The organism is Mesorhizobium sp. WSM4311 (assembly GCF_002295115.1).
Lineage (GTDB): Bacteria > Pseudomonadota > Alphaproteobacteria > Rhizobiales > Rhizobiaceae > Mesorhizobium.
In genome coordinates this window covers 26,409-51,610 of sequence record NZ_NSFV01000019.1, presented here as the reverse complement: position 1 = coordinate 51,610, position 25,202 = coordinate 26,409, and the positions used below count along the sequence as shown (strand labels likewise).

30 protein-coding genes and 1 pseudogene are annotated in these 25,202 nt (G+C 65.9%); 11 read left to right on the top strand and 20 right to left on the bottom strand.

What is annotated here, in order from left to right; translation table 11 throughout:
- Nucleotides 1-69 precede the first annotated feature (69 nt).
- Nucleotides 70-987 (bottom strand): LysR substrate-binding domain-containing protein, encoded by a 918-nt coding sequence (locus CK226_RS31155; protein WP_095793883.1) that lies wholly within the window; start codon nucleotides 985-987, stop codon nucleotides 70-72.
- 125 nt (nucleotides 988-1,112) lie between these two features.
- On the opposite strand from CK226_RS31155, the gene CK226_RS31150 reads away from it, so the two are divergent.
- Both CK226_RS31150 and CK226_RS31145 read left to right on the top strand, forming a co-directional pair.
- Nucleotides 1,113-1,307, top strand: coding sequence for a hypothetical protein (locus CK226_RS31150; RefSeq protein WP_095793882.1), 195 nt, complete (start codon nucleotides 1,113-1,115; stop codon nucleotides 1,305-1,307).
- A 10-nt stretch (nucleotides 1,308-1,317) separates the two neighbouring features.
- On the top strand, nucleotides 1,318-2,067 hold the full coding sequence (locus CK226_RS31145; protein ID WP_095793881.1) for a sulfite exporter TauE/SafE family protein: 750 nt from the start codon (nucleotides 1,318-1,320) through the stop codon (nucleotides 2,065-2,067).
- Between the two features lie 7 nt (nucleotides 2,068-2,074).
- Here CK226_RS31145 and CK226_RS31140 read toward each other — a convergent pair whose 3' ends face one another.
- The 4 genes from CK226_RS31140 to CK226_RS31125 all read right to left on the bottom strand — a co-directional run bounded on the left by CK226_RS31140 (nucleotide 2,075) and on the right by CK226_RS31125 (nucleotide 4,071).
- Nucleotides 2,075-2,632, bottom strand: coding sequence for a sugar O-acetyltransferase (locus CK226_RS31140; RefSeq protein ID WP_095774889.1), 558 nt, complete (start codon nucleotides 2,630-2,632; stop codon nucleotides 2,075-2,077).
- 100 nt (nucleotides 2,633-2,732) lie between these two features.
- Nucleotides 2,733-3,251: a GNAT family N-acetyltransferase gene (locus CK226_RS31135; RefSeq protein ID WP_095774888.1), complete on the bottom strand. Its 519-nt coding sequence runs from the start codon at nucleotides 3,249-3,251 to the stop codon at nucleotides 2,733-2,735.
- Complete coding sequence (locus CK226_RS31130; protein WP_095790444.1) at nucleotides 3,248-3,523, bottom strand: DUF1778 domain-containing protein; 276 nt, start codon at nucleotides 3,521-3,523, stop codon at nucleotides 3,248-3,250. The genes CK226_RS31135 and CK226_RS31130 overlap by 4 nt, the downstream gene beginning before the upstream one ends.
- Nucleotides 3,524-3,621: 98 nt before the next feature.
- On the bottom strand, nucleotides 3,622-4,071 hold the full coding sequence (locus tag CK226_RS31125) for a universal stress protein (protein ID WP_095774886.1): 450 nt from the start codon (nucleotides 4,069-4,071) through the stop codon (nucleotides 3,622-3,624).
- Nucleotides 4,072-4,342: 271 nt separating this feature from the next.
- Between CK226_RS31125 and CK226_RS31120 the strand changes: the two genes are divergently transcribed.
- On the top strand, nucleotides 4,343-4,924 hold the full coding sequence (locus CK226_RS31120; protein WP_095793880.1) for a histidine phosphatase family protein: 582 nt from the start codon (nucleotides 4,343-4,345) through the stop codon (nucleotides 4,922-4,924).
- 238 nt (nucleotides 4,925-5,162) lie between these two features.
- On the opposite strand, the gene CK226_RS31115 is transcribed toward CK226_RS31120, so the two are convergent.
- The 5 genes from CK226_RS31115 to CK226_RS31095 form a co-directional block, all read right to left on the bottom strand.
- Entirely contained in the window at nucleotides 5,163-5,618 is a 456-nt protein-coding gene (locus CK226_RS31115; protein ID WP_095793879.1) for a VOC family protein, read from the bottom strand.
- Between the two features lie 95 nt (nucleotides 5,619-5,713).
- On the bottom strand, nucleotides 5,714-6,766 hold the full coding sequence (locus tag CK226_RS31110) for a sigma-70 family RNA polymerase sigma factor (RefSeq protein WP_095793878.1): 1,053 nt from the start codon (nucleotides 6,764-6,766) through the stop codon (nucleotides 5,714-5,716).
- Between the two features lie 42 nt (nucleotides 6,767-6,808).
- Nucleotides 6,809-7,555 carry an SDR family NAD(P)-dependent oxidoreductase gene (locus CK226_RS31105; protein ID WP_095793877.1) on the bottom strand — a complete coding sequence of 249 codons (747 nt, stop codon included), beginning with the start codon at nucleotides 7,553-7,555 and terminating at the stop codon, nucleotides 6,809-6,811.
- Nucleotides 7,556-7,757: 202 nt separating this feature from the next.
- Nucleotides 7,758-8,360, bottom strand: a complete 603-nt coding sequence (locus CK226_RS31100; protein ID WP_095793876.1) for a sulfotransferase family protein — start codon at nucleotides 8,358-8,360, stop codon at nucleotides 7,758-7,760.
- A gap of 78 nt (nucleotides 8,361-8,438) precedes the next feature.
- Nucleotides 8,439-8,891, bottom strand: coding sequence for a DUF4440 domain-containing protein (locus CK226_RS31095; RefSeq protein ID WP_095793875.1), 453 nt, complete (start codon nucleotides 8,889-8,891; stop codon nucleotides 8,439-8,441).
- A 193-nt stretch (nucleotides 8,892-9,084) separates the two neighbouring features.
- Here CK226_RS31095 and CK226_RS36090 point away from each other — a divergent pair, with 193 nt between their 5' ends.
- Nucleotides 9,085-9,210, top strand: a complete 126-nt coding sequence (locus CK226_RS36090; protein WP_280951489.1) for a hypothetical protein — start codon at nucleotides 9,085-9,087, stop codon at nucleotides 9,208-9,210.
- Between the two features lie 74 nt (nucleotides 9,211-9,284).
- On the opposite strand, the gene CK226_RS31085 is transcribed toward CK226_RS36090, so the two are convergent.
- The 9 genes from CK226_RS31085 to CK226_RS31045 all read right to left on the bottom strand — a co-directional run bounded on the left by CK226_RS31085 (nucleotide 9,285) and on the right by CK226_RS31045 (nucleotide 18,737).
- Nucleotides 9,285-10,031: a pseudouridine synthase gene (locus CK226_RS31085; protein ID WP_095793874.1), complete on the bottom strand. Its 747-nt coding sequence runs from the start codon at nucleotides 10,029-10,031 to the stop codon at nucleotides 9,285-9,287.
- Between the two features lie 133 nt (nucleotides 10,032-10,164).
- The gene (locus tag CK226_RS31080; protein ID WP_095793919.1) at nucleotides 10,165-10,860 is read right to left on the bottom strand and encodes a VIT family protein; all 696 of its coding nucleotides are present in this window, start codon (nucleotides 10,858-10,860) and stop codon (nucleotides 10,165-10,167) included.
- Between the two features lie 238 nt (nucleotides 10,861-11,098).
- Nucleotides 11,099-11,923 carry an alpha/beta hydrolase gene (locus CK226_RS31075; protein ID WP_095776071.1) on the bottom strand — a complete coding sequence of 275 codons (825 nt, stop codon included), beginning with the start codon at nucleotides 11,921-11,923 and terminating at the stop codon, nucleotides 11,099-11,101.
- Entirely contained in the window at nucleotides 11,913-12,407 is a 495-nt protein-coding gene (locus CK226_RS31070; RefSeq protein WP_095793873.1) for an SRPBCC domain-containing protein, read from the bottom strand. The genes CK226_RS31075 and CK226_RS31070 overlap by 11 nt, the downstream gene beginning before the upstream one ends.
- Entirely contained in the window at nucleotides 12,404-12,739 is a 336-nt protein-coding gene (locus tag CK226_RS31065; RefSeq protein ID WP_095789224.1) for a metalloregulator ArsR/SmtB family transcription factor, read from the bottom strand. Before CK226_RS31065 ends, CK226_RS31070 begins: the two co-directional genes overlap by 4 nt.
- A gap of 209 nt (nucleotides 12,740-12,948) precedes the next feature.
- Complete coding sequence (locus CK226_RS31060) at nucleotides 12,949-16,146, bottom strand: efflux RND transporter permease subunit (protein ID WP_095793872.1); 3,198 nt, start codon at nucleotides 16,144-16,146, stop codon at nucleotides 12,949-12,951.
- Complete coding sequence (locus tag CK226_RS31055; protein ID WP_095793871.1) at nucleotides 16,143-17,105, bottom strand: efflux RND transporter periplasmic adaptor subunit; 963 nt, start codon at nucleotides 17,103-17,105, stop codon at nucleotides 16,143-16,145. The genes CK226_RS31060 and CK226_RS31055 overlap by 4 nt, the downstream gene beginning before the upstream one ends.
- A gap of 10 nt (nucleotides 17,106-17,115) precedes the next feature.
- On the bottom strand, nucleotides 17,116-17,316 hold the full coding sequence (locus CK226_RS31050) for a DUF2892 domain-containing protein (RefSeq protein WP_095776080.1): 201 nt from the start codon (nucleotides 17,314-17,316) through the stop codon (nucleotides 17,116-17,118).
- 113 nt (nucleotides 17,317-17,429) lie between these two features.
- Nucleotides 17,430-18,737 carry an FAD/NAD(P)-binding oxidoreductase gene (locus CK226_RS31045; protein WP_095793870.1) on the bottom strand — a complete coding sequence of 436 codons (1,308 nt, stop codon included), beginning with the start codon at nucleotides 18,735-18,737 and terminating at the stop codon, nucleotides 17,430-17,432.
- A 212-nt stretch (nucleotides 18,738-18,949) separates the two neighbouring features.
- Between CK226_RS31045 and CK226_RS31040 the strand changes: the two genes are divergently transcribed.
- A complete protein-coding gene (locus CK226_RS31040) occupies nucleotides 18,950-19,285 on the top strand; it encodes a metalloregulator ArsR/SmtB family transcription factor (RefSeq protein WP_095793869.1) in 336 nt (111 codons plus the stop codon).
- A gap of 25 nt (nucleotides 19,286-19,310) precedes the next feature.
- Here the strand turns inward: CK226_RS31040 and CK226_RS31035 are convergent, their stop codons facing one another.
- Nucleotides 19,311-20,195 (bottom strand): aldo/keto reductase family oxidoreductase, encoded by an 885-nt coding sequence (locus CK226_RS31035; RefSeq protein ID WP_095793868.1) that lies wholly within the window; start codon nucleotides 20,193-20,195, stop codon nucleotides 19,311-19,313.
- 93 nt (nucleotides 20,196-20,288) lie between these two features.
- On the opposite strand from CK226_RS31035, the gene CK226_RS31030 reads away from it, so the two are divergent.
- The 6 genes and pseudogenes from CK226_RS31030 to CK226_RS31005 all read left to right on the top strand — a co-directional run bounded on the left by CK226_RS31030 (nucleotide 20,289) and on the right by CK226_RS31005 (nucleotide 25,180).
- Nucleotides 20,289-21,194, top strand: coding sequence for a LysR family transcriptional regulator (locus CK226_RS31030; protein ID WP_095793867.1), 906 nt, complete (start codon nucleotides 20,289-20,291; stop codon nucleotides 21,192-21,194).
- Nucleotides 21,195-21,354: 160 nt separating this feature from the next.
- Nucleotides 21,355-23,268, top strand: a complete 1,914-nt coding sequence (locus tag CK226_RS31025; protein ID WP_095793866.1) for a diguanylate cyclase — start codon at nucleotides 21,355-21,357, stop codon at nucleotides 23,266-23,268.
- Between the two features lie 66 nt (nucleotides 23,269-23,334).
- Nucleotides 23,335-23,667 (top strand): helix-turn-helix transcriptional regulator, encoded by a 333-nt coding sequence (locus CK226_RS31020; protein WP_095776057.1) that lies wholly within the window; start codon nucleotides 23,335-23,337, stop codon nucleotides 23,665-23,667.
- Nucleotides 23,668-23,674: 7 nt separating this feature from the next.
- Nucleotides 23,675-24,375: pseudogene (locus CK226_RS31015) on the top strand (MIP/aquaporin family protein).
- On the top strand, nucleotides 24,372-24,794 hold the full coding sequence (gene arsC, locus CK226_RS31010; protein ID WP_095776055.1) for an arsenate reductase (glutaredoxin): 423 nt from the start codon (nucleotides 24,372-24,374) through the stop codon (nucleotides 24,792-24,794). Before CK226_RS31015 ends, arsC begins: the two are co-directional and overlap by 4 nt.
- A gap of 65 nt (nucleotides 24,795-24,859) precedes the next feature.
- The gene (locus tag CK226_RS31005) at nucleotides 24,860-25,180 is read left to right on the top strand and encodes a metalloregulator ArsR/SmtB family transcription factor (protein WP_095776054.1); all 321 of its coding nucleotides are present in this window, start codon (nucleotides 24,860-24,862) and stop codon (nucleotides 25,178-25,180) included.
- Nucleotides 25,181-25,202 lie beyond the last annotated feature (22 nt).

The window sequence follows — 25,202 nt, the reverse complement described above, 5'->3', positions numbered from 1 at the left end:
AATTGATGCGCTTTTCTTTCTTATGTGAAAAGACACTATGGGAAATTTTTAATAACAGCAAGGCCCGTATCATCTCTGGGCTATGACCATCTCCTCCCCATGCGGGGAGGCGGGATCAAGCGCTGCGGCCAGAAGCTTTGCCTGCGGCGTCAGTTCGTCGAAGCTGCGGGCGCACAAATTGAGCTGGCGGGTCGCCCAGTCGTCGGTCAGCCGCAGGCTGCGCAGCGTGCGAGCCGAATGTCGGGCGGCGCTTTCCGGCACGATGGCGATGCCGGCGCCTTGCGCGACCAGCCGGCAGACATTGTCGAGCCCGGGCACGCGGATGCGGATATGCAGATGGCCGCCCAGGCGGGCGGCCTGGCGGGTGATGTGCTCCTGCAGGGCGTGGCCGAGGCCGAGGCCAACGAAGGATTCGCCCAGCATGTCGGCGAGGCTGACGGCACGCAGGCCGGCGAGCCCCGGCCAGTTGCGCGCGGCGATCACCACCAGCCGGTCGATGAAGAACGGTTTCTGTTCGAGATGCGCAAGGCCGGCCCAGGTCGCGGCGATGCCGAGATCGGCCGCACCGCTCGCCACCGCCTCGGCGATCTCGTGGCTGGGGCGCTCCTCCAAATCGATGTCGATGCCGGGATGGGCCGCCAGGAAGGCCGGCAAGGTGTCGCGTAAAAGTTCGGCCGTGGCGGCGGTGTTGGCCATCAGCCGCACGCGGGCGCGCAGGCCGCCGGCATAGGCGCCGAGGTCGCCGGCCATCGCCTCGATCTGGTTCTGCACGGCCCGCGCATGGTGCAGCAGCGCCTGGCCGGCGGCAGTCGGCACCACGCCACGGCGGCGGCGCTCCAGAAGCGGCGCGCCGAGCCGCTCCTCCATGCCCTTGATGCGGGCGCTCGCCGAGGCCAGTGCCAGCCCGGCAAGCTCGGCGCCATGGGTGATGCTGCCGCGCTCGGCCACCAGCAGGAACAGCCGGAGATCGGTGAGATCGAAGCGCATCTTTTTGCTCCTGCGCGGTACGCGATGTTGGCCTTAGCCTTCGGCCTGGACGAAGGCTGGCAGCGCAACTTCCACATTGTGCGCGGGCCGGATGTCCGTCAAATCTTTTGCGATGGAGATTTGCCATGAGCGAAAAAGCGACAGGCCGGCTTGGTATTCTTGAAGGCATGGCGATGGCGCTTGCGGTCGCCGTGGCCTCGCTTGCCATGGCGCAGGCGCAGCCTGGCCTGCGCGGATGCACGACGGCGGTTCCCGCCAGCCATGATGCCGTGCCGGCAAAACCGGATGCCGATGCGGCTGACATGCTGCTGCATGATTGATCCCGTGGGCATGCTGAGCGCCGGCATCATCGCCTGGATCGGCGCCGTTTTCCTCGCCGCCGGTTTCGTCAAGGGGGTCGTCGGCATGGGCCTGCCGACCGTGGCGATGGGCCTGCTGGCGGTGACGATGCCGCCGGCCGAGGCCGCCGCTTTGCTGTTGATCCCGTCGCTGGTCACCAATCTCTGGCAGTTGTTCACCGGCCCCGCCTTCGGCGGCCTGTGCAGGCGGCTGTGGACGATGATGGCCGGCATCATGCTGGGCACCGTCGCCGGGGCAGGGATGCTCACCGGCGCGCATGCGGGCGCGGCCTCGGCGGGGCTCGGCGCGGCGCTTGTGCTTTACGCCATTCTCGGCCTCCTCAGGCTTGGCTTCACCACGCCGGTGCGCCACGAGGCCTTGATGTCCCCGCTGGTCGGCGTGGCGACCGGGCTGGTCACCGGCGCGACCGGCGTCTTCGTCATTCCGGCGGTGCCCTATCTGCAGTCGCTGCGGCTGGAGAAGGAAGATCTCATCCAGGCGCTCGGCCTGTCCTTCACCGTCTCGACGGCGGCGCTTGCCCTCGGCCTGTTCAGGACAGGGGCTTTCGCGTCGCCGACGGCGCAACTGACGGGCTCGATCCTGGCGCTGCTCCCGGCGCTGGGCGGCCTGTTCATCGGCCAGGCGCTGCGCCAGAGGATGAGCGTCGAGACTTTTCGCAGGGTGTTCCTTGTCGGGCTGCTGGCGCTGGGGGTGTATCTCGCGCTGGAGGCGCTGATGTGAAGTGGCCTCACTCGGCAATCGACCTGATAACCCGCGCCGGGTTGCCGCCGACGAGCGTGTTCGCGGGAACGTCCCTGGTCACCACCGAGCCCGCCGCGACGACGGAATTTTCGCCGATGGTCACGCCGCCGATGACCGTCGCGCCGGCGGCGATCCAGACATTGCGCTCGATGACGATCGGCCTTGCCGTCGTGAAGGCACGGCGCCGCGACGGTTCGAGCGGATGGCCTGACGTGATGAGGCTGACATTCGGCCCGATCAGCACATCGTCGGCAATGTCGAGCCCGCCAAGATCATAAAACGTGCAGTTCTGATTGATGAAGACATTGCGGCCAACGCGGGTGTCGGCCCCGCCGGTCGCGTAGAAGGGCGGGATCAGCAGGAAGCTGTCGTCGACCTTCCTGCCGATCAGTTCGCTGAACAGGGCGCGGACCTCGTCGGCGTCGTTGAACGTCAACCGGTTGAGACGGGCGGTGATCGCCATCGCCCGTTTGACGTCCGCCAGCATGGCCGCCGATTGCGGCGTTCTCCCGGGGATTACCCTGGTGTGATCCTCATGCGCCATTCGTTGTTTCCCTCCGGCACGGCTAAACGAATAGCTGACGCATGCCGGATTCTGCCTCTAAGGGCCAGGCTTGGCGAACCACCAGCACCGCCGCAGGTGTTCAGAACGCAGCTATCGCCTTGGCGATAACGGCGAAAGGCAGGATCAGGGACAACGGCGCGTCGTCGAGACGGACCGCACCGTAACCCTCATACCAGCGTGCCGCCTGATCCCCTTTGGCATCGATCAGCAAGGCAACGCCGCCGACTTCCTCCGCGACTGCCATACAGCGCTTTCCGGCAGCGAGCAGCAAACCGCCGCCGAGGCCACGGCCTTGTATCGAACGATCCACTGCGAGCCGACCTAGACGGTAGACCGGCACCTCATAGCGGCCAAGGCCGCGTCTGGCGATGGCCGGCGTCCGGACAAAGTCGATCGAAGCCGGGCTGAGAGAATAGAACCCTAGGATGCGCGAAGGATCTTGCGCCGTCACGGCAACGAAAGTTTTCGCGCCACCGCTTTCATGGTTTTGACGGGCGAAGCGCTGCAAATAGGTGTCGAGGTCCGTGTCGCCGCAGTCGAAGGCGGCACGGTCATGCTGTTTCCCGATCGGCGTTTCCTGCCAGGTAGTGGAGTTCACGCGAGGGTCTGACCGGCCTTGGCGGCGCGGATAAGACGGTTGGTCGGGGAGGGTGGGTTCTCAAGCAGGTCGAGGATACGCAGACTGTCCCGTTCTGATAGCGCAAGATGTTCCGCGCGCTCGATCGTGGCTTGGGCGTCACGCAGTGCCGAACGCGTGACGAACTCGGTCAGGCCGACATTCGACAAGGCTGCCGCACGAGCGATCACAGCTTTCGCTTCGGGCGCAATCCGAAAATCGATTCGACCGTTGTCACTGACGTTGCGCGGCATAGGTATCCCCTTTGCTCATGATAATACGGTACGGATTGAATCCGTACAATATAAATCCTGCCGCGTTGACCTCAAGGGCATGAGCGCCGGCCGATCTATTACCGAACGACCAGCACCGGAATCGCGGTGTAGGACAGCACTTCCGCAGTCTGGCTGCCCAGAAGCAGCTTGCCCAGGCCGCGGCGGCCATGCGAGGCCATCACGATCAGGTCGCAGCCCTGCGCCTGCGACAGTTCCAGGATCGCCTCGGCGGGCCGCTTGTCCTCGACATGCACAAGCTTGGCGGACACGCCCGCTGCATCGGCCGAGGCCTTGCACTTGGCCAGAACCTCCTTGCCATATTTACGCGCCTCTTCCTGGTAGACGACCAGTTCGTCGCCCGCCGCGTAGCCGGCCATCGCGCCGCCCCAGGCCAAGATGGGGAACGGTTCCGAGACGGTGACGAAGGTGACGGCGGCGCCGATGCCTTTTGCCAATGTGAGGCCATGGGCAACGCCCTTGTCGGCCAGTTCCGACCCGTCGGTGGCGATGAGCAGATGTTTGTACATGATGATCTGACCTGTTGTGCAAGGGTTGGCGCCCTTGGGGGCGGGAGCCTTGGTGGCTCCCTCCTGATATAGTTGCGCCGCCGGGCTGCTCACAGGGCCAGCGTCATGTGGATCAGGGCCAGACGAGGGGCGTGCCGCGGCGATCTTCCGGTATCCCTGTTGGCTTTGGCTCGGTTGCGCCCCGACCGCCTGCCGCGATGGTCGCCGGGTCTTTCGCTCCCTTGCGCCGACCGCTACAGCTTTGGCCCGACATCAACGAAGGGCCGAGCGTATGAGCAGCGCGTATCCGCAAATCCATTTGGTCCGGCACGGCGAGACGGCGTGGAGCCTTTCGGGGCAGCATACCGGCCGCACCGACATGCCGCTGACGGCTGCGGGCGAGGCGGCCGCGCGGGGCGTGGCGCAGCGGCTCGCGGGCCTGTCGTTCTCGGCGGTGTGGTCGAGCCCCTCGCAGCGCGCCTACAACACCAGCGTGCTGGCTGGCTTTGGCGGTGAGAGCGTCAGAAACGATGATCTGCAGGAGTGGGACTACGGCGCCTATGAGGGGCGCACCACCAAGGACATCCTGGCCGAGCGGCCAGGCTGGAACGTGTTTCGCGACGGCTGCCCGCGAGGCGAGACGGCCGCCGATGTCGGCGCCCGTGCCGACAGGATCATCAGACAGCTTCGCGAAGCTGGCGGCTCGATCCTGATCTTTTCCAGCGCGCATTTCCTGCGCGTGCTCGCCGCCCGCTGGCTCGGCCTGCCGCCGGAAGGCGGCGCGCTGTTCGTGCTCGATACGGCAAGCATCAGCGTGCTCGGCTACGAGCATGATCTCGGCGAGCCGGTCGTGCGCAAATGGAACCTGAAGTAGCGGGCATCGCTGCGGCCCACTCGCGGGAACGCGCATCGCTTCGTCATCCACGGGCGAAGCAAGGAGCGAAGCGACGCGGCGCAGATCCGAGGATCCATGCCGCGACTTCTAGGCGCCGCTACGGTGCAGAATACTGCTCCGCTGCACTCTACGTCGAAGGTCCCGGCATGGATCCTAGGGTCTCCGCGACGGAGCTGCGCTCCTGCTTCGCCCTAGGATGACGACGCGTTGGGTGGCTTCAGCCAATCCCCGATGCCAGGCGCTGAACCAACTCAAGCCGCGCGTCCGCCTCCAACTTATCGAACTTCCGGATCGCTTCCGCCGTCACCGGCGTGAAGAAATTCACCAGATTGCCGTCGGGGTCGCGAAACAGCAGCGAGCGGTTGCCCCAGGGCATGGTGGTCGGCTTCTGCACGGTCGTGTCCCTGATGAAGTCCGACAGCCTGATGAATTCGGCATCGACATCGCCGACGCGGAATTCGAGGATGGCCGTGTGGTTGTCGGCGGGGCGGGCGACGTCACCGCCGAACAGCATCAAGGTGCGCGTGCTGCCGATCGCCACCGTGCCGGAAGGTGTCGCGAGTTCGGCGAAATCCTCCGTGTAGACCGTCACCGGCATGCCGGTGATCTCGCCGTAGAAGCGCACGAGGCGCTGAACGTCCGAGGTGATGATGCGGACAGAGACGAAATTCATTGTTGGCTCCTTGATGGCTGAAGCCACGGCCGGGCTCCCGGCCGTTCTATAGGCCAGGCCTCCTGCCAGCTTTCCGTCAGGAGTGGAGGCGACGGCTACGCTTCCGGTCCGGACCAGACCGGCGGCAGGCCGAAGGCGGCGAACAGGGCAGGGCCGAGCGGGGCGACATAGATCGTCAGCGAGGCGATAGCGCCATCGGCCGGCTCGATGACATGCAGCGATTGCGCGCGCCATTCGGACTCCTGATGGCGCCGGGCATAGATCGCGACCGCCGGCTGGCCGTTGGCCCGTGTCGCCACGGCGCGGTAGCCGGCGAAATTGCCCCACACGGTTTTGAAGAAACCGTGGATCGCCTGATGTCCCTGGTACCAGTCGCGCCATGGCGGCATGTGGTAGGTGGCGTCCTCGCGCAGCAGCGCGACGAAGCCGTCGAGATTGGCGGCCTGCCAGGCGCTGATATAGCGTTCGAGCAGCACGCCTTCCTCTCGGTTGGGCTGCGATCGCTGCTCGGGCCGTCCCCCGGGATAGCGCTCGCCAAGCGTCGCGCGCGCCCGCTGCAGGGCGCTGTTGACCGAGGCGGTCGAACCGCCCAGCAATTGCGCGGTCTCCAGCGCCGACCAGCCCAGCACGTCGCACAGCAGCAGGGAGGCGCGTTGCCTCGGCGGCAGTAGTTGGATGGCGGCGACGAAGGCCAGCCGCACGGCCTCATTTGTCTCGTAGCGCGCATCCGGGCCGGGCTCGCCATCGACAAGGTCCGGCAGTTCGGCGTCGGGGTAGGGCTCCAGCCAGGAGAGTTCGACCGCCGGCCCGGCGGCGGCGCGCCCTTCGCTCGGCGGCCGCGCGGGCATTTCGAGGACGCGGTGGGCCGACGACCGCGCCTTGATGGCGTTGAGGCAGGCGTTGGTGGCGATCGTGTAGAGCCAGCCGCGCGGCGAGCCGCGCCCGTCGAATTGCGCGCGGCCGCGCCAAGCCTTGAGGAACGTCTCCTGGACGAGATCGTCGGCCTCGTGCAGCGAGCCCATCATCCGGTAGCAATGCAGCTTCAGCGTCCGGCGGTGGGCCATCGTCAGGCGCTCGAAGGCAGGCCGATCGAGGATCGGCCCGCCTGTCGGGCTCAGCGGCTCAAACGGGCCGGGAGCGTCTGTCATGTCGAGCCTGCCATGCGGAGTTCGTCTCGCATCCTGCGCGCCTCATGCCGCCGCGGCAAGGCCGCTGCCGCTCACCGTGAAGGCGATGCCTGGCACTTTGCCGCCGGCGAGCGCCACCACGGCGTGCCCGACATCGGCGGGCGTCTGCACATCGCTCATGCTGGCCAGGAAATCCGCCGGGCTGATGCCGAGATAGGCGGAGATGCTCGCAATGCCGCGCTGGCCGACGCCGGTGCCGGCCATGATGCGCATCGGCGCCAGTGCCATGAAGCGCAGGCCAAGGCCAAGCCGGTCGGCCTCCTTCTGGCTGTGGGCGGCAAGGAACATCTGCATCTGCTTGGCACCGGAGTAGCCGCCGGAGTTCGGCGGTCCGCCGCTGAATGCCGCGCCGCTGGAGATCAGCACCACGCGGCTGCCCGGCTTCAACCGGCCCTGAAGTGCTGCCCTGCAGAACAGGAACGATGCCTTGACGTCCGTCTCCCAATTCGCCGAGAAATCGTCCCAGCTCTGGTCCTGGATGGAGGCTGACGGCGCGAAGGCGCCGGCGCAGATCACCAGCACATCCGGCTGCAGCGCGGCGAACACCCTATCGGGCGCTGCGTCCTGCGTGGCGTCGGCGGCCAGCGTCCTGACTCCGGACGCTTCCCAGGCGAGCTCCTTCAGGGCTTCCGCGCCGCGGGCGACGGCAAGCACATCTGCGCCTTCGCCGAGCGCGGCTTCCACGATCGAGCGGCCGACACCCCGGCTGCCTCCGACCACGACGACATTTTGACCTTGCAACGATCGCATGGATCACCTCACTGTTCCGGCCCGGACAATTCCGGCGCCCATGGATGAGGACAGCGCGGGCGGGTGGAAATCATCGGTGGGGCGGCGAAAATCTTTCGCGGGCGCGGATCAGGCGGCTCTCATTCGTGAACATTGTGGCTAATTAAACGTGCAGTGGTCGCCGTACGGAACGTCCGCTAACGCGCTCCTTGCAGACGGCCAACTAGTTCTGTGCAAGAGCCGACTGAAAGTCCTTGGTGCTGTTGCGATTGGGATAGGGCTTGTCCGGCACCGGCACTTCGAGATGCAGGCAGAGCGGCTTCCACCCATCTCCGAGATTGTGGACCAGCAGCCGACCAGGCGGCACTGTCGCAATGACCGCCCTTACGTTGGCCTCGTAGACGGCTATGGCATTGGCGCGATCGTGCGGCCGGCCGTCGAAGACTTGCCTGGAGATCAGGGCAAGACCCAGCGATTCCTGATCCGTGCTCTGGCTGATACTCGCGAGGATCGTTTTCTCGAAGCTTGCCCACCAGCTTTCCGGAGATCGGTATGTCAGGATGACCCGGGCATTCGGATAGAACTCAATCAGATCACGCCAATAGTGCGCCGAGGGCCAGTCGATGCAGGACGCGTAGCCCGCGAACAGCTGGTTCCAGTCTGGCGCCGCGCCCTTCGCCAGCGCACGCCAAAGCCGCTTCTGGTCTTCATTGCCCATGACTTCGGACATGTGGTGACAGCGGCCGAAGCCAAGGATCGTCAGCGCCTCGCGCATCGAGTCCGTTCCTGTCCGGCCAAAGCCCGTTCCGATCACCCTTATCGCCATTATTCCCCGCGTTCAGGCCTACAGCCAGATCAGTCGCTTGCGAGCACCATCCGCAGGCGGGGATGGCTGCATGCGGACTCATTTCCCGGGGTCGGAGTTCCATATGTCCCGGTAGAGCTTCCAGCCTCCGTCCTGACCCTTCCTCCAGACCACGACATACTTCCCGGCGGCATCCACCAGCTTCGAATCCTTGCCCGGCGCCTTGAGGGAGAAACTCCCGGACTCGAACGCAAAATCTCCGCTTTCCTGGACATCAAGCGTCGTGAGCGTGAGCTCCGATATGCCCATATCCATCGCGCCCTGCCATAGCTTCTGAATATTCTGGCGGCCGTCGACCCGCGCCATATCCGGCGGGAATGCGGCCGCATCATCCGTGTATTTCGAGGCAACCCCGGCCGCATCCTTGCTGTTGTACGCCTTCACGAACTCGGCATTAGCGGCTTCGATGGCTTCTTTCGCAGGCTGGGCCTGAGCAGATCCCATGCAGAATGACGTGAAAACGACGGCCAGCAGACAATGCTTGAAAGTCATTTCATCCTCCCGTGTTCCGGTTTCTGATTACCAGTTTCTCCACGGCGGCGAGCGATCGCCGGAATGGTCGCGAGCCGCATACCAATCGCGGCTCCAGTCTTTAATTTAACATTTACTAATATACCGTGCAAATACTGACTACCGATCGTGAGAGACCGTCTATCAGGCGGCGGACAACCCCAACGACGTCACCGTGACCCATGATTTCGGCAGTGTCGCCGAGGCACTGGCCTTCATCAAGAACCCAAAATTGAAAGAGACGATGGCGAGCGCCGGCGTGGTCGGCGCGCCAAGCATGTGGATCACCAACAAGGCGTGATGGGCCGCCGGTCCATCTCCTCGCTCTGGCGCAAACTCCCGACGGAAAAAATGAACCTGGCCGCTTGCGCTTGCTCAGCCTTCCAGCAACGCCAACTCCTCCGGCGTCAAATGCCGCGCCGCGCCCTTGGCGAGGTCTCCCAGGGGCAAGCGCCCGATGGCGATGCGGATGAGGCGCTTGACCTCGATGCCGTGCGCGGCGAGCAGGCGGCGGATGTGGCGGTTGCGCCCCTCGTCGAGCACGATCTCCAGCCAGGCGGTGCGGCCGCCGCTGCGCAAAAGCGTGATTGAAGTGGCGGTCAGGGTCTCGCCATCGACGGTGACGCCCGCGCGCAGCGCCTCCAGCATCGCTTCGTCAGGCACCGTGCCGACCTGGACGTGATAGGTCTTGGGCAGATGCGAGGCCGGGTCCATCAACCGGTTGGCGAAATGCGTGTCGTTGGTCATCAGCAATAGGCCTTCGCTGGCCTTGTCGAGGCGGCCGACCGGCGAGACGAAGGGCAAATCGAGCCCTTCGAGGCAGGCATAGACGGTGTCGCGCTGCTGCGGGTCGTCGCGGGTGGTGACCAGCCCGCGTGGCTTGTTGAGCATCACATAGACCTTGCGTTCGGCAATGACGGGCGCGCCATCGACGACGATGCGGTCGCGGTTCAGGTCGACGCGCAGCGCGGCGTCGCGCACCACCTTGCCGCCGACGCGCACGCGCCCTTCCGCGATCAGCACCTGCGCCTGCGTGCGCGAGCACAGGCCGAGTTTCGACAGTGCGCGGTTGAGGCTGACGCCTGATGGCCTGGCTGTGGGCGATGTCGGTCGTGCTGCCATTCTGCTTCGGGTCGGTCCGTTGTATCGGACAGATGGCATGGGAGGCGCGGCAATCGCAAGCGGTGGCCTTGTCCTGGATCCAGGTGGCGGTCGGCGGGTGATGGCATAAGCGGCCGGGCAGGTGGCCGGCCGCTTACACCGCGGTACCGACCAGCGCGCCGATACCGGCGGTGAGCGCCATGGCGAAGGCGCCCCAGAAGGTCACGCGCAACGTTGCGCGAAGGATGTTGGCGCCGCCCGCCTTGGCGCCGATGGCGCCCAGCAGGGCAAGGAACAGCAGGGACGCAAGAGAGACCGCCAGCACCAGCATGGAGGCCGGCGACACCAGCACCATGATGAGCGGCATCGCCGCGCCCACGCTGAAGGTCGCCGCCGAGGTCAGCGCCGCCTGGATCGGCCGCGCCGTGGTCATGTCCGAAATGCCGAGTTCGTCATGGGCATGCGCGGCCAGCGCATCCCTGGCCATGAGCTGGTCGGCGACCTGGCGGGCGAGGTCCGTCGCCAGGCCGCGCTTGACGTAGATCTGCGCCAACTCCTCGCGCTCGAATTCGGGCTGGGTCTCGAGTTCCCGGCGTTCGCGGGCGAGGTCGGCATTCTCGGTGTCCGACTGGGAGCTGACCGAGACATATTCGCCGGCCGCCATCGACATGGCGCCCGCCACCAGGCCGGCTATGCCGGCGACCAAAACCTGCGAAGCCGGCGCGGCGGCCGACGCCACGCCGACGATCAGGCTCGCGGTCGAGACGATGCCGTCATTGGCCCCCAGGACGGCGGCGCGCAGCCAGCCGATGCGCGACACCTGATGGTTTTCGATATGCAGGCGGCTCAATGCCTTTCTCCTGATCTTGCCTTCGCCGCCCACGGGGCGGGCGCTGTTCAGGCGTTTCTAGCCGCTTTTCAGGAATCCGGTTTTGATCCAGGTCAGAGCCGGGCCGTGCTGGCCCCGTTCACATGCGCGAGCACCCTGCTGGTTGCGGGTAAGGCCGCCATTGTGAAAGCGATGGCGAGTATATGCCGAAGCTGCATGGTCAAATTTCCTGTTGTTCGCGTCGGGCCGGCGTGCGCGCTCAATGCCGCCCGTTGAAGAACGCCGTCAGCACCGGCGCATGCGCGGCGGGTTTCAGCATGTGGTTCTGGCCTGCCAGCGTCTGGTGGCGGGCATTGGGCAGCGCCTGCGCCAACGCCTTGTTGCCATGGCGCATCCATGGCGGGCTTTTCCCGCCATCGGTCACCAATGTCGGCACGCCGAGCGTGGTCCAGCGGGCGGGGTCCAGCGGCTTGCCGAGCTGGTCGCCGGCGACGATGGCGCCGTCGTAAGGCAGCGTATGCGCCACTGCCTTGAGCTTGCGCCAGATCGGCGTCAGCTTCATGACGGCGATCAGCAGGCCGGGCATGCCGACCGATTTGAGGAAGGCGCTCACGGCGTCGCCGCGCCTGTCGTCGGCGATGGCTTGCCGGATCGCTGCCCAGTCGCCTTGCGTCGTCGCGCGGCTGTCGTCGACGATCAGCGGCGCTTCGTAGAGTGCAAGCCTCCCGATGCCGGGCAGGCGGGCTGCCGCCATCAGCGCCAGCATGGCGCCGGAAGACATGCCCCAGACATAGGCTTCACCGCCTGCCGCCCGCAGCACGGCCTCGATGTCATCGACCTCGCGCTCGACCGTGTAGGGCGCGGTGTCGGCGCTGTCGCCACGGCCGCGGCGGTCGTAGCGAAACACGGTGAAATCGCCTTCCAGCGCCTTGGCAAGCGGACCGCTCGGACCCATGGCGCGCGAGCAGAGCGCGCCGTCGACGAGGATGAGCGGATGACCCTGGCCGCGCCGCTCACAGGCGATCGGCGTTCCATCCCGCGACAGCACGGCTTGCGTGGTCGGTTTGGCGTTCTCAGCCAGCATGGTCGGCTCCCTTGCCTATCAGCTGTTCCAGCCGGTCGAAGCTCTGCATCCAGCCGCCGCGCATGCCGAGCGCCAGCAGGCGTTCGCGGTCGGCGGCAGTCGCCAGCGTCACCTCGAAATGGACATGGGTGCGCGCGCCGTCGGGCGTGAAGTTCACCGTGTGGCGGCTCCGACCCGGCAGCTTGCCGGCCCATTCACGGATTTCAGGATCGGGTTCGTCGCAATAACTCAGCCTGACGTTCTCGACGACTTCGAGATAGCTGCCCTGGTTGCGGTAGAGCGCGCCGCCCGCGGTCAGCATGTCGATGCGCCAGCGGCCGCCGACGCGCACGTCGAGCACGCAAAAGGGGACGCTGCAGTCCCTGATGCCCCACCACTGCGCCACCAGAAGCGGATCGGTCCACAGCCGGAAGACGCGTTCGACCGGCGCGTTGAAGATCCGCTCGATGGCAAAGCTGCGGTCGGCGGTCGCGGGCGCGCTCATTCCGGCCTGTCCGCGCCGTGCCGCAGCAGGTCCTCCATCCGGTCGAAGCGGTCTTCCCAGAGTTTTCTGTAGTCGTCGAGCCAGCGGTCGATGTCGCGCAGCGGCTTGAGTTCGATGCGGCTGAGATGCTTTTGCGCCGCCCGGCTGCGGGTGACGAGGCCGGCCTGTTCCAGCACGCCGACATGTTTGGAGACCGCGCGCACGGTGAGCGCGAAAGGCTGCGCCAGTTCGGCAACCGACGCTTCGCCGTCGAGCAGCCGGGCCAGGATCGCCCGGCGCGTGGGATCGGCGAGGGCGGCGAATGTGTCGTCGAGCGAGACTTGATGAGCCATTACGGAACCAATCAGTTCTGGAACTAGTTGGTTCTATATGTGGTTTTGCCTGAGCCGTCAACGCGCTTTACGGGGCTGGGAGAGCTCGGGGAAATATAGCTTGAAACCCCAGGCTCCCGTCTTTCGTCCGCAATGTCGTCCAGCACGTCGAGCGGGTCGGCCGGCAACTCCAGTTCGGCCGCCGCCAGGTTTTCCCTGAGGCGGCTTTTTTACGTGCGAAGCACCCGGTAGATCGCGGGGATGACCAGCACCGTCAGCAGCGTCGAGGAGGCCAGGCCGAACAGCAGCGAGATCGCCAGCCCCTGGAAGATCGGATCGGTCAGGATCACCGCCGCGCCGATCATGGCGGCAAGCGCCGTAAGCAGGATCGGCTTGAACCTGATCGCGCCGGCCTCGATCAGCACCTCGCTCAACGGCCTGTCGGGCGACGCCGCATGGCGGATGAAGTCGACCAGCAGGATCGAATTGCGCACGATGATGCCGGCCAGCGCGATGAAGCCGATCATCGAGGTGGCCGTGAACGGCGCCCCGAACAGCCAGTGCCCGCCGAGGATGCCGATGAAGGTCAGCGGGATCGGCGTCAGGATCACCAGCGGAACCTTGAACGAGCCGAACTGGGCGACGACGAGGATGTAGATGCCGAGCAGCGCGACGCCGAAGGCCGCCCCCATGTCGCGGAAGGTCACCCAGGTGACTTCCCATTCGCCGTCCCACAAAAGCGTCGGCCGGCTTTCATCCTCCGGCTGGCCATGCAGCGAGATTGCGGGCTTCTGCAGTCCGGTCCAGTCCTGCGCGTCGATGGCCTTGCTGACGGCGAGCATGCCGTAAAGCGGCGCCTCGAAGCTGCCGGCAAGCTCGGCCGTCACCATTTCGGCGGCGCGGCCATTGTGCCTGAACACCGGGAACGAAGCGCGCTCCGGCGTCACCCGCACGACATCGCCGAGTTCGACCACGCCGCGGTCGCCAGGCAGGACATTGGCCGGAATAGAGGTGGTCAGGAAGCGCTCGTCGAGCGTCCTCTCGCCCTTCGGCCGCTCGATGCGGATCGGGATCGGCTGGCGGCCACCGCCGCGATGCGAATAACCGACGGTCCTGCCCCCATTGAGGATGGCAAGCGTGTCGAAGACGTCGCTTTCCTCGACATGGAAGAACTCCGCATCGTCGGTGGAAATCGTGGCGCGCAGCCGGCGTGCCGGCTGTCCCCAGGAATTGTCGACGTCGACGATGAAGGGCACGGAGCGGAACGCCGTTTCGATCCTGGCGGCGACCTTGCGGCGGGTCTCGCCATCGGGTCCGTAGATCTCGGCCAGCAGCGTCGCCATCACCGGCGGGCCGGGCGGCGGCTCGACCACCTTCAGGCTGGTGCCTTGCGGTACGGGGATCGTGGCGATGCGCTGGCGGACGTCGAGCGCGATCTCATGGCTGGAGCGGGCACGGTTCGCCTTCGGCAGCAGGTTGAGCGCCACGTCGCCCTGCTGCGGCTCGGTGCGCAGGACGGCATGGCGGACGAGGCCGTTGAAGTTGAAGGGTGCCGCCGTCGCGGCATGTGTCTGGACCGATCGAACCTCCTTCAACTCGAGAACCCTGGCGGCGACGGCCTGCGCCACCGCATCTGTGGCTTCGACGGAAGACCCTTCCGGCAGGTCGATGGTCACCGACAGTTCGGACTTGTTGTCGAAGGGCAGGAGCTTGACCGTGACATGCTCGGTGTAGAACAGCGCGAGCGAGCCCAGGGTCAGCACGCCGACGACGAGCAGGAAGGCCCAGCTCGCCGTCTTCGAGGCCAGGATCGGCCGGGCGACGGCGGTGTAGGCGCGGCCGAGCGGGCCGCCATTGCCATGATCCTGACGGGCATGCACCGGCGCCCGCCCGGCAAGCTTGAGCATCAGCCACGGCGTCACCATCACCGCGACGAAGAAGGAGAAGATCATCGCCGCCGAGGCATTGGCCGGAATCGGGCTCATATAGGGGCCCATCATTCCCGAGACGAACAGCATCGGCAGCAGTGCGGCGACCACGGTCAAGGTGGCGACGATGGTCGGGTTGCCGACCTCCGCCACCGCCTCGATTGCCGCCTGCCGGCGATCGCGGCCGCCGCCCATGGCCCAGTGGCGGGAGATGTTCTCGATCACGACGATGGCATCGTCGACGAGAATGCCTATGGAAAAGATCAGCGCGAACAGCGAAACGCGGTTCAGCGTGTAGCCCATGACGCGCGAGGCAAACAGCGTGAGCAGGATGGTCACCGGAATGACGACGGCCACGACCATCGCTTCGCGGCGGCCGATGGCGACCCAGACCAGCACGATGATCGAGATCGTCGCCAGGCCGAGATGGTAGAGGAGCTCATTGGCCTTGTCGTTGGCGGTCTCGCCGTAATTGCGCGTCACGTCGATCGAGATGTCGCCTGATATCAGCCCGCCCTGGAGCAATGCGACCCGGTGCAGAATGGCGTCGGCGACGGCGACCGCGTTCGATCCCGCGCGCTTGGCGATGGCGAGCGTGACCGACGGCACGCGCTCGACACCAACGCCGGCCCTGGTGACCGTCGACACCAGCGTATCGCCGGCGTCGGCGGCGAAGGCGATGTCGGCCACGTCGCGGACATAGACGGGGCGGTTGTCACGCGAGGTCAGGAGCAGGTTGCCGATCTGGTCTGGCGAGGCCAATGTCTCGCCGGCGACGATGTCGATCTGCTCGCCCTTGTCGCGCACACGTCCGGCGGGAAAGGCCTTGTTGGCGCCCGACACCTTGGCGGCGAGCTGCTGCAGGGTGACACCGTAAAGGGCGAGCTTTTCAGGGTTCGGATTGACGCGGATGATCTCACCGGTGTCGCCGACCAGATAGGTCAGGCCGACATTGTCGATCTTGGCGATCTCGGTGCGCAGTTCGCGCGCGATGCGGGTGAGGTCGTTGGCTGTCATGCGCGCGGCTGTCTGCGGCTTCGGCGACAGCGTCAGCGTGACTATGGCAACGTCGTCGATGCCGCGGCCGACGATCAGCGGCTCGGGCACGCCGACGGGAATGCGATCCATGTTGGCGCGCACCTTGTCGTGGACGCGCAGCACGGCAGTGTCCGACGAGGTGCCGACGATGAAGCGGGCGGTGACAATCGCCTGGTCGTCTCGCGTCTGCGAATAGACATGCTCGACGCCGTCGATGCCCTTGACGATCGTCTCCAGCGGCTCGGTGATCAGCTTGACGGCGTCGTCGGCCTTCAGCCCGTCGGCGCGCACGAAGATGTCGACCATCGGCACCGAGATCTGCGGTTCCTCCTCGCGCGGCAGCGTGAGCAGCGCCACCAGCCCGAAGGCGAAGGCGGCGACCAGGAACAGCGGCGTCAGCGGCGACGCGATGAAGGCCCGCGTCAGCGCGCCGGCAATGCCGAACGAGGCGGGACCTTTCATGGCGTGACCACGACGTCGCCGGCCGCAAGACCGGTCAGGATCTCGACATAGTCGCCGTCGGCGCGCCTGGACCGCTCGCCTGTTACCACCGCGCGCTCGACACTGCCGCCGCCTGCGGCGACGCGCACGAAATCGATCCCCGAACGGATCTGAATGGCCGAAGCCGGCACCAGCAGCGCGGAACGCTCGGCGACCGGCAGCTCGACCAGGACGCGGGCGTCGATGAAATTGGTGTCGAGATCATCGACCTCGACGTCGGCGATGACGCGGCCATTGTCGATCTGCGGATAGATCTTGGCGAGGCGGCCGGGGATCTCCTTGCCGCCGGCATTGATACGGATGGCGGCTCCCTCGCTCAGCGACGCCGCGTAACGCTCCGGAACGGCAAGCCGCAGGAACACCCCGCCGCCGCCAATGGTGGCCACAACCTCACCGGCCATGATGACCGCGCCACGCGTCACGGGCACGGTCAGCACGCGGCCGTCGCCGGGAGCAAAAACATCGCCCTCGGCGCCCTGCTGCACGATCACCGATCGCTGCGCCTCGGTCGCGGCAAGCTGGTTGCGCGCGACGTCGACTTCGGTGCGCAGCTGATCGAGACGCTGCGCGGTCATGACGCCCTTGTCGACCAGCGTCTGGCCACGGGCAAGTTCGGACTGCGCGGTGTCCAGCTGCGCCTGCAGAGCACGAAGCTGGGCGTCCAGAGCGGCGACCTGAAACGCGATCTTGTCGTCCTGGACGGTCGCGATCTTCTGCCCCGCCTTGACCTGCTCGCCCTCCGTGACGGCCAGATCGACAACAAGGCCGCCGATACGGGCGCGCGCCGGAACGGTGTCGCGCGCCTCGACACGGCCATAGACCGCTTTCCATTCGGTCACCGTCGTCGGCACCAGTGTCAGCGTGCCGGCAAGCGTCGGAGAGGCCGCCAACAGCGCGGCGAACAAAAGAGGCAGGCGCATCCGGATTTCCTCAGAACGCGCATCCCGGCTTGATGCCGAGCTTGCGGAAGACCATCGCCGCGGGGCAGAAGCCGGTGAACGCCGACTGCAGCATGTTCAAGCCGACGAACACCGTCAGCCATACGAACAGCGGCGAGACAAAGGCGGTGAGCACGACGGACAGCAGCACCATGATGCCGGCGAAGGCGAGAACGGAACGGTCGAGGGACATTGTCATCTCCATTTGTATATGATGATATCTAAATATAAGAATACAACTACCGACCGCAAGAGGCGGCGTCGAATTTGCGACAGCAACTCTCGCCCGCCGCCGGCTAGCGCCGGTCAGGCTCCCGGGACATCCGCCGATGCCTCGACCTTGATCTGCTTGAGCTTGTCGATCCCAAGCGCCTGCAATGCGAGGCGCTCATAGAAGGGCTCGGACTTGCCGGCCCTTATCTTGTGCAGGAAATACTTCTCGAAACCGACCTTGGCGGTATGCACCCATTTTCCGGAGGACGACCAGTTGACATTGCGCGGCGGGATCTGCGGCTGCGCCACGAAGGCGACGCCGGAATCGCCGAAATCGGCGAGGCAGACCGCATTCCACGTGCCCTGGGCGTCAGGCTGCTTGCCCTCCACCAGCCGGCCGATGTTGTGCGCCGTCGCCGTGACCATGGATTCGATCATGAAGCCGGTCTTGGGCACGCCGACGGGGACCGGTGTCTTGCCGATCGGCGGGATGGCGACGCAGACGCCGACCGCGAATATTTCGGGGAACGCCGGGTTGCGCTGGTGCTTGTCGACAAGGATGAAGCCGCGCGGATTGGTCAGGCCCTCGATGCCGCGCACCGCCGCCACGCCGCGAAAGGCCGGCAGCATCATGGCATAGGTGTGCGGCAGTTCATGCGCCTGCCTGACCGACCCGTCGTCGGCGAGTTCCTGGACGAACATCTTGCCGGGCTCGACCTTGTCGACTTTGGCGTTGCAGATCCACTTGATGTGATGCTGGCGCATCTCGCTCTCGATCAGGCCCTTGGTGTCGCCGACGCCGTCGAGGCCGAGATGGCCGATATAGGGTTCGGAGGTAACGAAGGTCATGGGCACGCGGTCGCGCACCCTGGCGTCGCGCAGCGCCTTGTCGAGGATGAAGGTGAATTCGTAAGCCGGCCCGAAGCAGGACGCGCCCTGGACCGCGCCGATGACGACCGGGCCTGGCTTGGCGACGAGCGCGTCGAAGGCGGTCCTGGCCTTGAGCGCGTGATCGATGTGGCAGACTGACTGGGTGTTGTGCTCCGGCCCGAGGCCCTCGATCTCGTCGAAAGCGAGTTCGGGACCGGTGGCGATGACCAGATAGTCGTAGGAGACAGATGAGCCGTCTTTGAGTTCCACCGTGCGCTCGACCGGGTGGACGCGCCTGGCTCCCTGCGGATGAAAACCGATCTTGCGCCGTGCCAGCACCGGAGCAAGGTCTATTTCCACCGCTTGCCTGTCGCGCCAGCCGACGGCGACCCAAGGGTTGGACGGTACGAATGAATAGTGGCTGCCATTGTTGACGACGGAAACCTGGTGTTCCCCGGCCAGTCCGTCGCGAAGCTCGTAGGCCATGATGGTGCCTCCCAGCCCGGCACCCAGGACGACTATATGCGCCATGTTCTTCCTCCGTTGCGGCGTCGCTTTGGCGCAACGCCAACACAGCTGATCCCGCGCGGGATTGGCTGATTTTGCGCCATTGTGGCAGGCTGCGACTTGACGCTGATCAAGCGACCTTGACGGTGCGAAGCATCGGCATCGATCCATCGACTTGACAGGCAGCCGTGCCAGACTAATATTATTCGTAACTCTTAATATGATAATGTGTTCATATGCGCAATATAAAAATAGCCGACCTGGACAAGCAGGCGCGCGAAGCGTCCGAACTGCTCGCCGCGATGGCAAATGAAAAACGGCTGATGATCCTGTGCCATCTGCTGGACGGCGAGACGAGCGTGAACGAACTGGCCGAACTGGTTGCGATGAACCAGTCGGCGCTGTCGCAGCAGCTTTCAAAGTTGCGCGCGCTCAAGCTCGTGGATACGAGGCGCGACGCCCAGCAGGTCTACTACCGGTTGGCTTCGCTGGAGGTCGAGCGAATCCTGCAGACGCTCTACGGCATCTATTGCGATCCGCAGACACGGATCGCCAGGGTCGGCAGCCGGTAGTCTGCCGGCCGACAGCAGGAATGCCTTATGCCGCTTGCTCGGTTTCACCGCCGATGCCGTTCAGCACTTTGAGCGCATCGGCCGGCAGGTCGAGTTCGGCCGCCGCCAGGTTTTCGCGGAGATGGCCGACCGAGGAAGTGCCGGGGATGAGCAGGATGTTGGGCGCGCGGCGCAACAGCCAGGCGAGCGCCACCTGCATCGGTGTCGCGCCGAGTTTCCTGGCGACATTGGCCAGCGTGTCCGACTGCAGCGGCGTGAAGCCGCCGAGCGGGAAGAACGGCACATAGGCTATGCCGTCGGCGGCAAGCGCATCGATCAGCGCGTCGTCGTCGCGGTGCGCGATGTTGTACTGGTTCTGCACGCAGACGATCTCGGCGATGCCGCGCCCCTGGGCGATCTGGGTCGCTGTGACGTTGCTCATGCCGATATGGCGGATGAGGCCCTGGCGCTGCAATTCGGCGAGCGTGTTCAACTGCGGCTCGAGCGATCCTTCGGCGGGGCCGTGGATGCCATGCATGGAGCGCAGGTTGACGACCTCGATCACATCAAGCCCGAGATTGCGCAGATTATCGTGCACGGCCTCGGTCAGCTCCTTGGGCGACATTGCGGGAAGCCAGGACGCATCGGCGCCGCGCCGGGCGCTGACCTTGGTGACGATGGTGAGGTTGGCGGGGTAGGGGTGCAGCGCTTCGCGGATGATCTGGTTGGTGATGTGCGGGCCATAGAAATCGGATGTGTCGATGTGGTCGACGCCACTGGCGATCGCCTCGCGCAGCACGGCAAGGGCTGCGTCGCGATCCTTGGGCGGGCCGAAGACGCCGGGTCCCGCCAGTTGCATGGCGCCGTAGCCGAGGCGCTTTACGGTGCGGTCGGCGAGTTTGAAGGTTCCGGCCTTGCTGATGTCGGTCATGGTCTCATCTCCTGTGGATCGGCCCAATGTAGACAAAGCGCGCATGCGCGATAATATGGTGCAATCGGAACAACCTGTGCGAAAAGGCGAACAATGGCAGCGGATCTCGGCGACCTACAAGCGTTCATGGCGGTGGCGCGCGCCGGCGGTTTTCGCGAGGCGGCACGGGTGGGCAATGTCAGCGCCTCCAGCCTCTCGGAGACGGTGCGGCGGCTGGAGACCGGGCTCGGCGTGCGGCTGCTCAACCGCACCACGCGCAGCGTCGCGCCCACCGAGGCCGGCGCGCGCCTGCTCGAGCGGCTGGGTCCGGCGCTCGGCGAAGTCGAGGCGGCGCTCGACGTGGTCAACGGCTTTCGCGGCCGCCCCGCCGGCACGCTGCGGCTCAACGTGCCTGTCGTCGCGGCGAAACTGGTGCTGCCGCGCCTGTTGCCGCCTTTCCTCGCCGCCTATCCCGACATTCGCGTGGAAGTGACCGCCGAGGACAGTTTCGTCGACATACTGGCGAGCGGCTGCGATGCTGGCATCCGCTATGAAGAGCGGCTGGAGCAGGACATGATCGCCGTGCCGATCGGCCCGCGCCGGCAGCACTACGCCACCGCCGCCGCGCCGGCCTATCTCGACCGGCACGGCCGGCCCGAGCATCCGCGCGACCTGCTCCGTCACGCCTGCCTGCGCGGCCGCTTCGCCAGCGGCCTGACGCCGCCCTGGGAGTTCGAACGCGACGGCGAGGTGGTGAGCGTCGAGCCGACCGGCCCGCTGCTGGTCAGCACCGGCACGGCCATGGCGCTTGCGCTCGAGGTGGCGGTGGCCGGCGGCGGCATCGTCTCGCTGTTCGAGGACTGGCTGCGCCCCTATTTCGACGATGGCCGGCTGGAGCCGGTGCTGAAGCCCTGGTGGCAGGAATTCTCAGGCCCGTTCCTCTACTATCCCGGCCGGCGGCTGACGCCGGCACCGCTCAGGGCGTTCATCGACTTTGTCGGCACGATGCGCTGGGGCTGATTTCGAGCCGATATCGCGCCGCCGGATGTGCCATGCCCGTTGGCCCTGCTTGCCTGGTTCCTTCGACCGGGAGTCAACTGCCTGACGTAACACTTTGTTGTCATTGAGGGACTATCGAGGAGGCGATACGGCGAAAGCCCGGTGACAGGAAAGGCGCGCAATGGGTTCGCCCTGGTCCGAATTGCTGGCCAATCTCGCGGTCGTTGCGATGTTCGTTTCGGTCTGGATCCACACGCATGTGTGGCTGGATCGCAGGCCGGCCCCGGTAAAGGCCGCGGCCTTCGGCTTGCTGATGGGCGCCGGCGCCATCGTCCTGATGCTGACTCCCATGCAGTTGCAGCCGGGCGTGCTGGTCGATCTCAGGGCGACGATGATCGCCGTTGCCGGCTTCTTCGGCGGTCCTGTCGCCGGTATCGTCGCCGGCGTCATGGCCGGTGCCTTCCGGACCTTCGAGGGCGGCATCGGCGCCTTCGCCGGCGCGGTCGGGATCGCGGCCACCATGCTGGTCGGTGTCGGCGGCAATCTTGCGCTCAGGGGCCGCCGGCCCAGCATGGGCGACATCATGATCCTGGGCGCCGCGGCCGCGTGCGGCTCGCTGCTTGGCCTCAGCGTCCTGCCGCGGTCGGTCGTACAGACGGTTCTGCCGCAGGTGGTGTTTCCCTCCAGCCTGCTCATCTTTGTCTCCGTGGCGATGTCGGGGCTGGCGCTCCACCAGGAGCGGCGTCGCCTCGAGGCGCTGCAATCGAGGCGCATTTTCAAGACCGTGGTCGAGACCTTGCCCGACTGCCTCAATGTCAAGGATCTCGACGGACGCTTCATCGCCGCCAATCCGGCGACCGCCGAATTGATGCACGCGGCCAACGCGAAGGCGCTGATCGGCAAGACGGATTTCGATTTTTACCCCAGCGAAACGGCGCGGGAATTCCGCGAGGACGAGCTCGCCGTCCTGGCGTCCGGCGTCGCCTCCACCATCGAGCAGCATCTTCACCATGAGGACGGCACAGATGGCTGGCTGGCAACGCTGAAGGCGCCGTTTCGCGACAAGACCGGAGCCGTCATCGGCCTGATCACGCACAATCGCGATATCACCGAACGCAAGCGGCTGGAAACCGAGCTGGCGGAAAGCCAGGCAAGGCTGGGAGACGCGCTCACGCACATGGCCGACGGCCTGGTGATGTTCGATCCCGCCGGAAAGCTCATTCTGTGCAACGCCCAGTATCGCGCGATGTTTCCGAAGACGGCCGACATCAGGGTGCCCGGCACCGACTATCGCGATATATTGCGTGCCTCGGTCGCTCGCGGCGAAAGCATCACGCCGCCCGACGCCGTCGAGGGCTGGATTGCCGAGATCATGGTCACGCAAACGCATGCCAGCCACCGCCAGATACAGCTCGCCGACGGGCGCTGGCTCGACGTGCGGACCCGGCCGACCGGCGATGGCGGCAGCCTGAGCGTGTTTTCCGACATCACCGAGGCCAAGCAGGTCGAGGCGGAATTGCTGGCCGCCAACGAGAAGCTGAACCTCCTGGCGCATCGCGACGGGCTGACCGAACTGCTGACGCGGCGGGCCTTCGACGATGCGTTGGCGCGTGAATTCGCCCGCGGCAGGCGCAACGCCATACCCCTCAGCCTGCTCATCATCGATGTCGACTGGTTCAAGCGGTTCAACGACCATTATGGCCACCCGGCGGGCGACGAATGCCTGCGCGCCGTCAGCCGCTGCATCGAGGCGACGGCGCGGCGGCCGGCCGACGCCGCGGCCCGCTATGGCGGCGAGGAGTTCGCGCTCGTCCTGCCCGAGACCGACGCCAGAGGCGCCTTCGTCATCGCCGAGACCCTTAGAGGCAAGGTGCGCGACCTTCGGCTTGCGCATGCCGGCAGCGAAAAGGGCACCGTCACCGTCAGCATCGGGGTCGCCACTTTCGACGGGAGTGCCGAGATCGAGATCGCCGATCTGCTGCGGCGCGCCGACGAGGCCCTCTATGGCGCCAAGGCCGCCGGGCGGGATCGCGTGCATGGCTGGCGCCCGCATCTGAGCGAACCACGCACGACGGGTTCCCGGCGCAAAGCGTGAGCCATCGCCGTCACACCACTGTCATGGTCTACTGCCACTAATCCATAAATCTGGATATGTGGATTGATGGACAAGGCAACAGCATTGCAGGCGCTCGCCGGGCTCGGCCAGGAAACCAGGCTGGAGGTGTTCCGGCTGCTGGTGCGGGCCGGGACCGAGGGCGTGCCGGCGGGCGAGATCGCGACGCGGCTGGGTGCGGTGCAGAACACCATGTCGGCGCATCTGAAGATCCTCGGCCAGGCCGGGCTGGTGCGTGCCGAGCGCGACGGGCGCAGCATCCGCTATACCGCCGACATGACCGGGTTTCGCGATCTGCTCGCCTATCTGATGGAGGATTGCTGCAATGGCGCGCCGGAGCTTTGCCAGCCGATCCTCCAGGCCGTGACCTGCAAATGTTGAGCTTGACATGACCGACCTTCGACGCCGCCTCGCAGCCGAAGCGCTGGGCACCGCCATGCTGGTTGCCACGGTGGTCGGCTCGGGCATCATGGCCAGCCGGCTGACCGGGGTGTCGCACTTTCCCTGCTCGGCAACACCATTCCCACCGGCGCCATTCTGGTGGTGCTGATCACCACGCTGGGGCCGGTCTCCGGCGCCCATTTCAATCCGGCCGTGACGCTGGTTTTCGGGCTGCGGCGCGACATCGGCTGGCTGGCCGTGCTGGGCTACATCACGGTCCAGATTCTCGGCGGCCTTGCCGGCACGCTGGTCGCGCATGCCATGTTCGACCTGCCCTTGCTCGAGGTGTCGGCGACGGTGCGCAGCGGGCACGGGCAGTGGCTGGCCGACCTGGTCGCGAGTTTCGGCCTGGTCTTCACCATCCTTGCCGGCTTGCGCTTCCGGGGCGATGCCATCCCCTGGCTGGTCGGGCTCTACATCACATCGGCCTACTGGTTCACCGCCTCGACCTCCTTCGCCAATCCGGCGGTGGCCATTGCGCGTGCCTTCTCCAACACGTTTGCCGGCATCCGGCCCTCCGATGTGCCGGCCTTCATAGCAGCGGAACTGGCGGGCGCGCTGCTGGCGCTGGCCTTGGCCGGATGGCTGCTGGCCGAACCCAAGACCTTCACCGACAAGACCGTCACTGAGATGAAGGCCGTGCAATGACCATCACCATCTATCACAACCCGGCCTGCGGCACGTCGCGCAACACGCTGGCGATCATCCGCCAGTCCGGCGAGGAGCCGCGGGTGATCGAATATCTGAAGGCGCCGCCGTCGCGCGAAAGGCTCGTCGAACTGATCGAGGCGATGGCGATGACGCCGCGCCAGTTGCTGCGCGAGAAGGGCACGCCCTATGCCGAACTCGGCCTTGGCGATCCCAAATGGAGCGACGACGAGATCCTCGATTTCATGCTGGCGCATCCGATCCTGATCAACCGGCCGATCGTGGTGACACCACTCGGCGTCGTGCTGGCCCGGCCGTCCGAAAAGGTGCTCGATATCCTGCCCAATCCGGATATCGGCCCGTTCACCAAGGAGGACGGCGAGGTCGTTGTCGACGCAAGCGGCAAGCGGGTCGTCTGAAGCCTATTTCGATATTCTTCGAAATAGGACTTGACGGTTTCCGTCGCCGGCCGCATGCTATTTCCATGAAACTCGAACAAGCAGCGAAGCAACTGGAAGCGCTCGGCAATCCGACGCGGCTGAACCTCTATCGTATCCTGGTGCGGGCTGGCGAAGCGGGCCGGCCGGTCGGCTTCCTGCAGGAGAGCCTCGGCATCGCCGCCTCGACGCTGTCGCACCATCTGCACCGCCTGATCCTGACCGGGCTGGTCAGCCAGGAGCGGCAGGCGACGACGCTGATCTGTCGCGCCAACTATCCCATGATGAACGATCTCATCGGCTTCCTGGCCGACGAATGCTGCGCCGATGCCGCCTGCAATCCGGCAGCGGAAGACGCGGCTGCCTGAATTTTTGCCTGTTATTTCGATA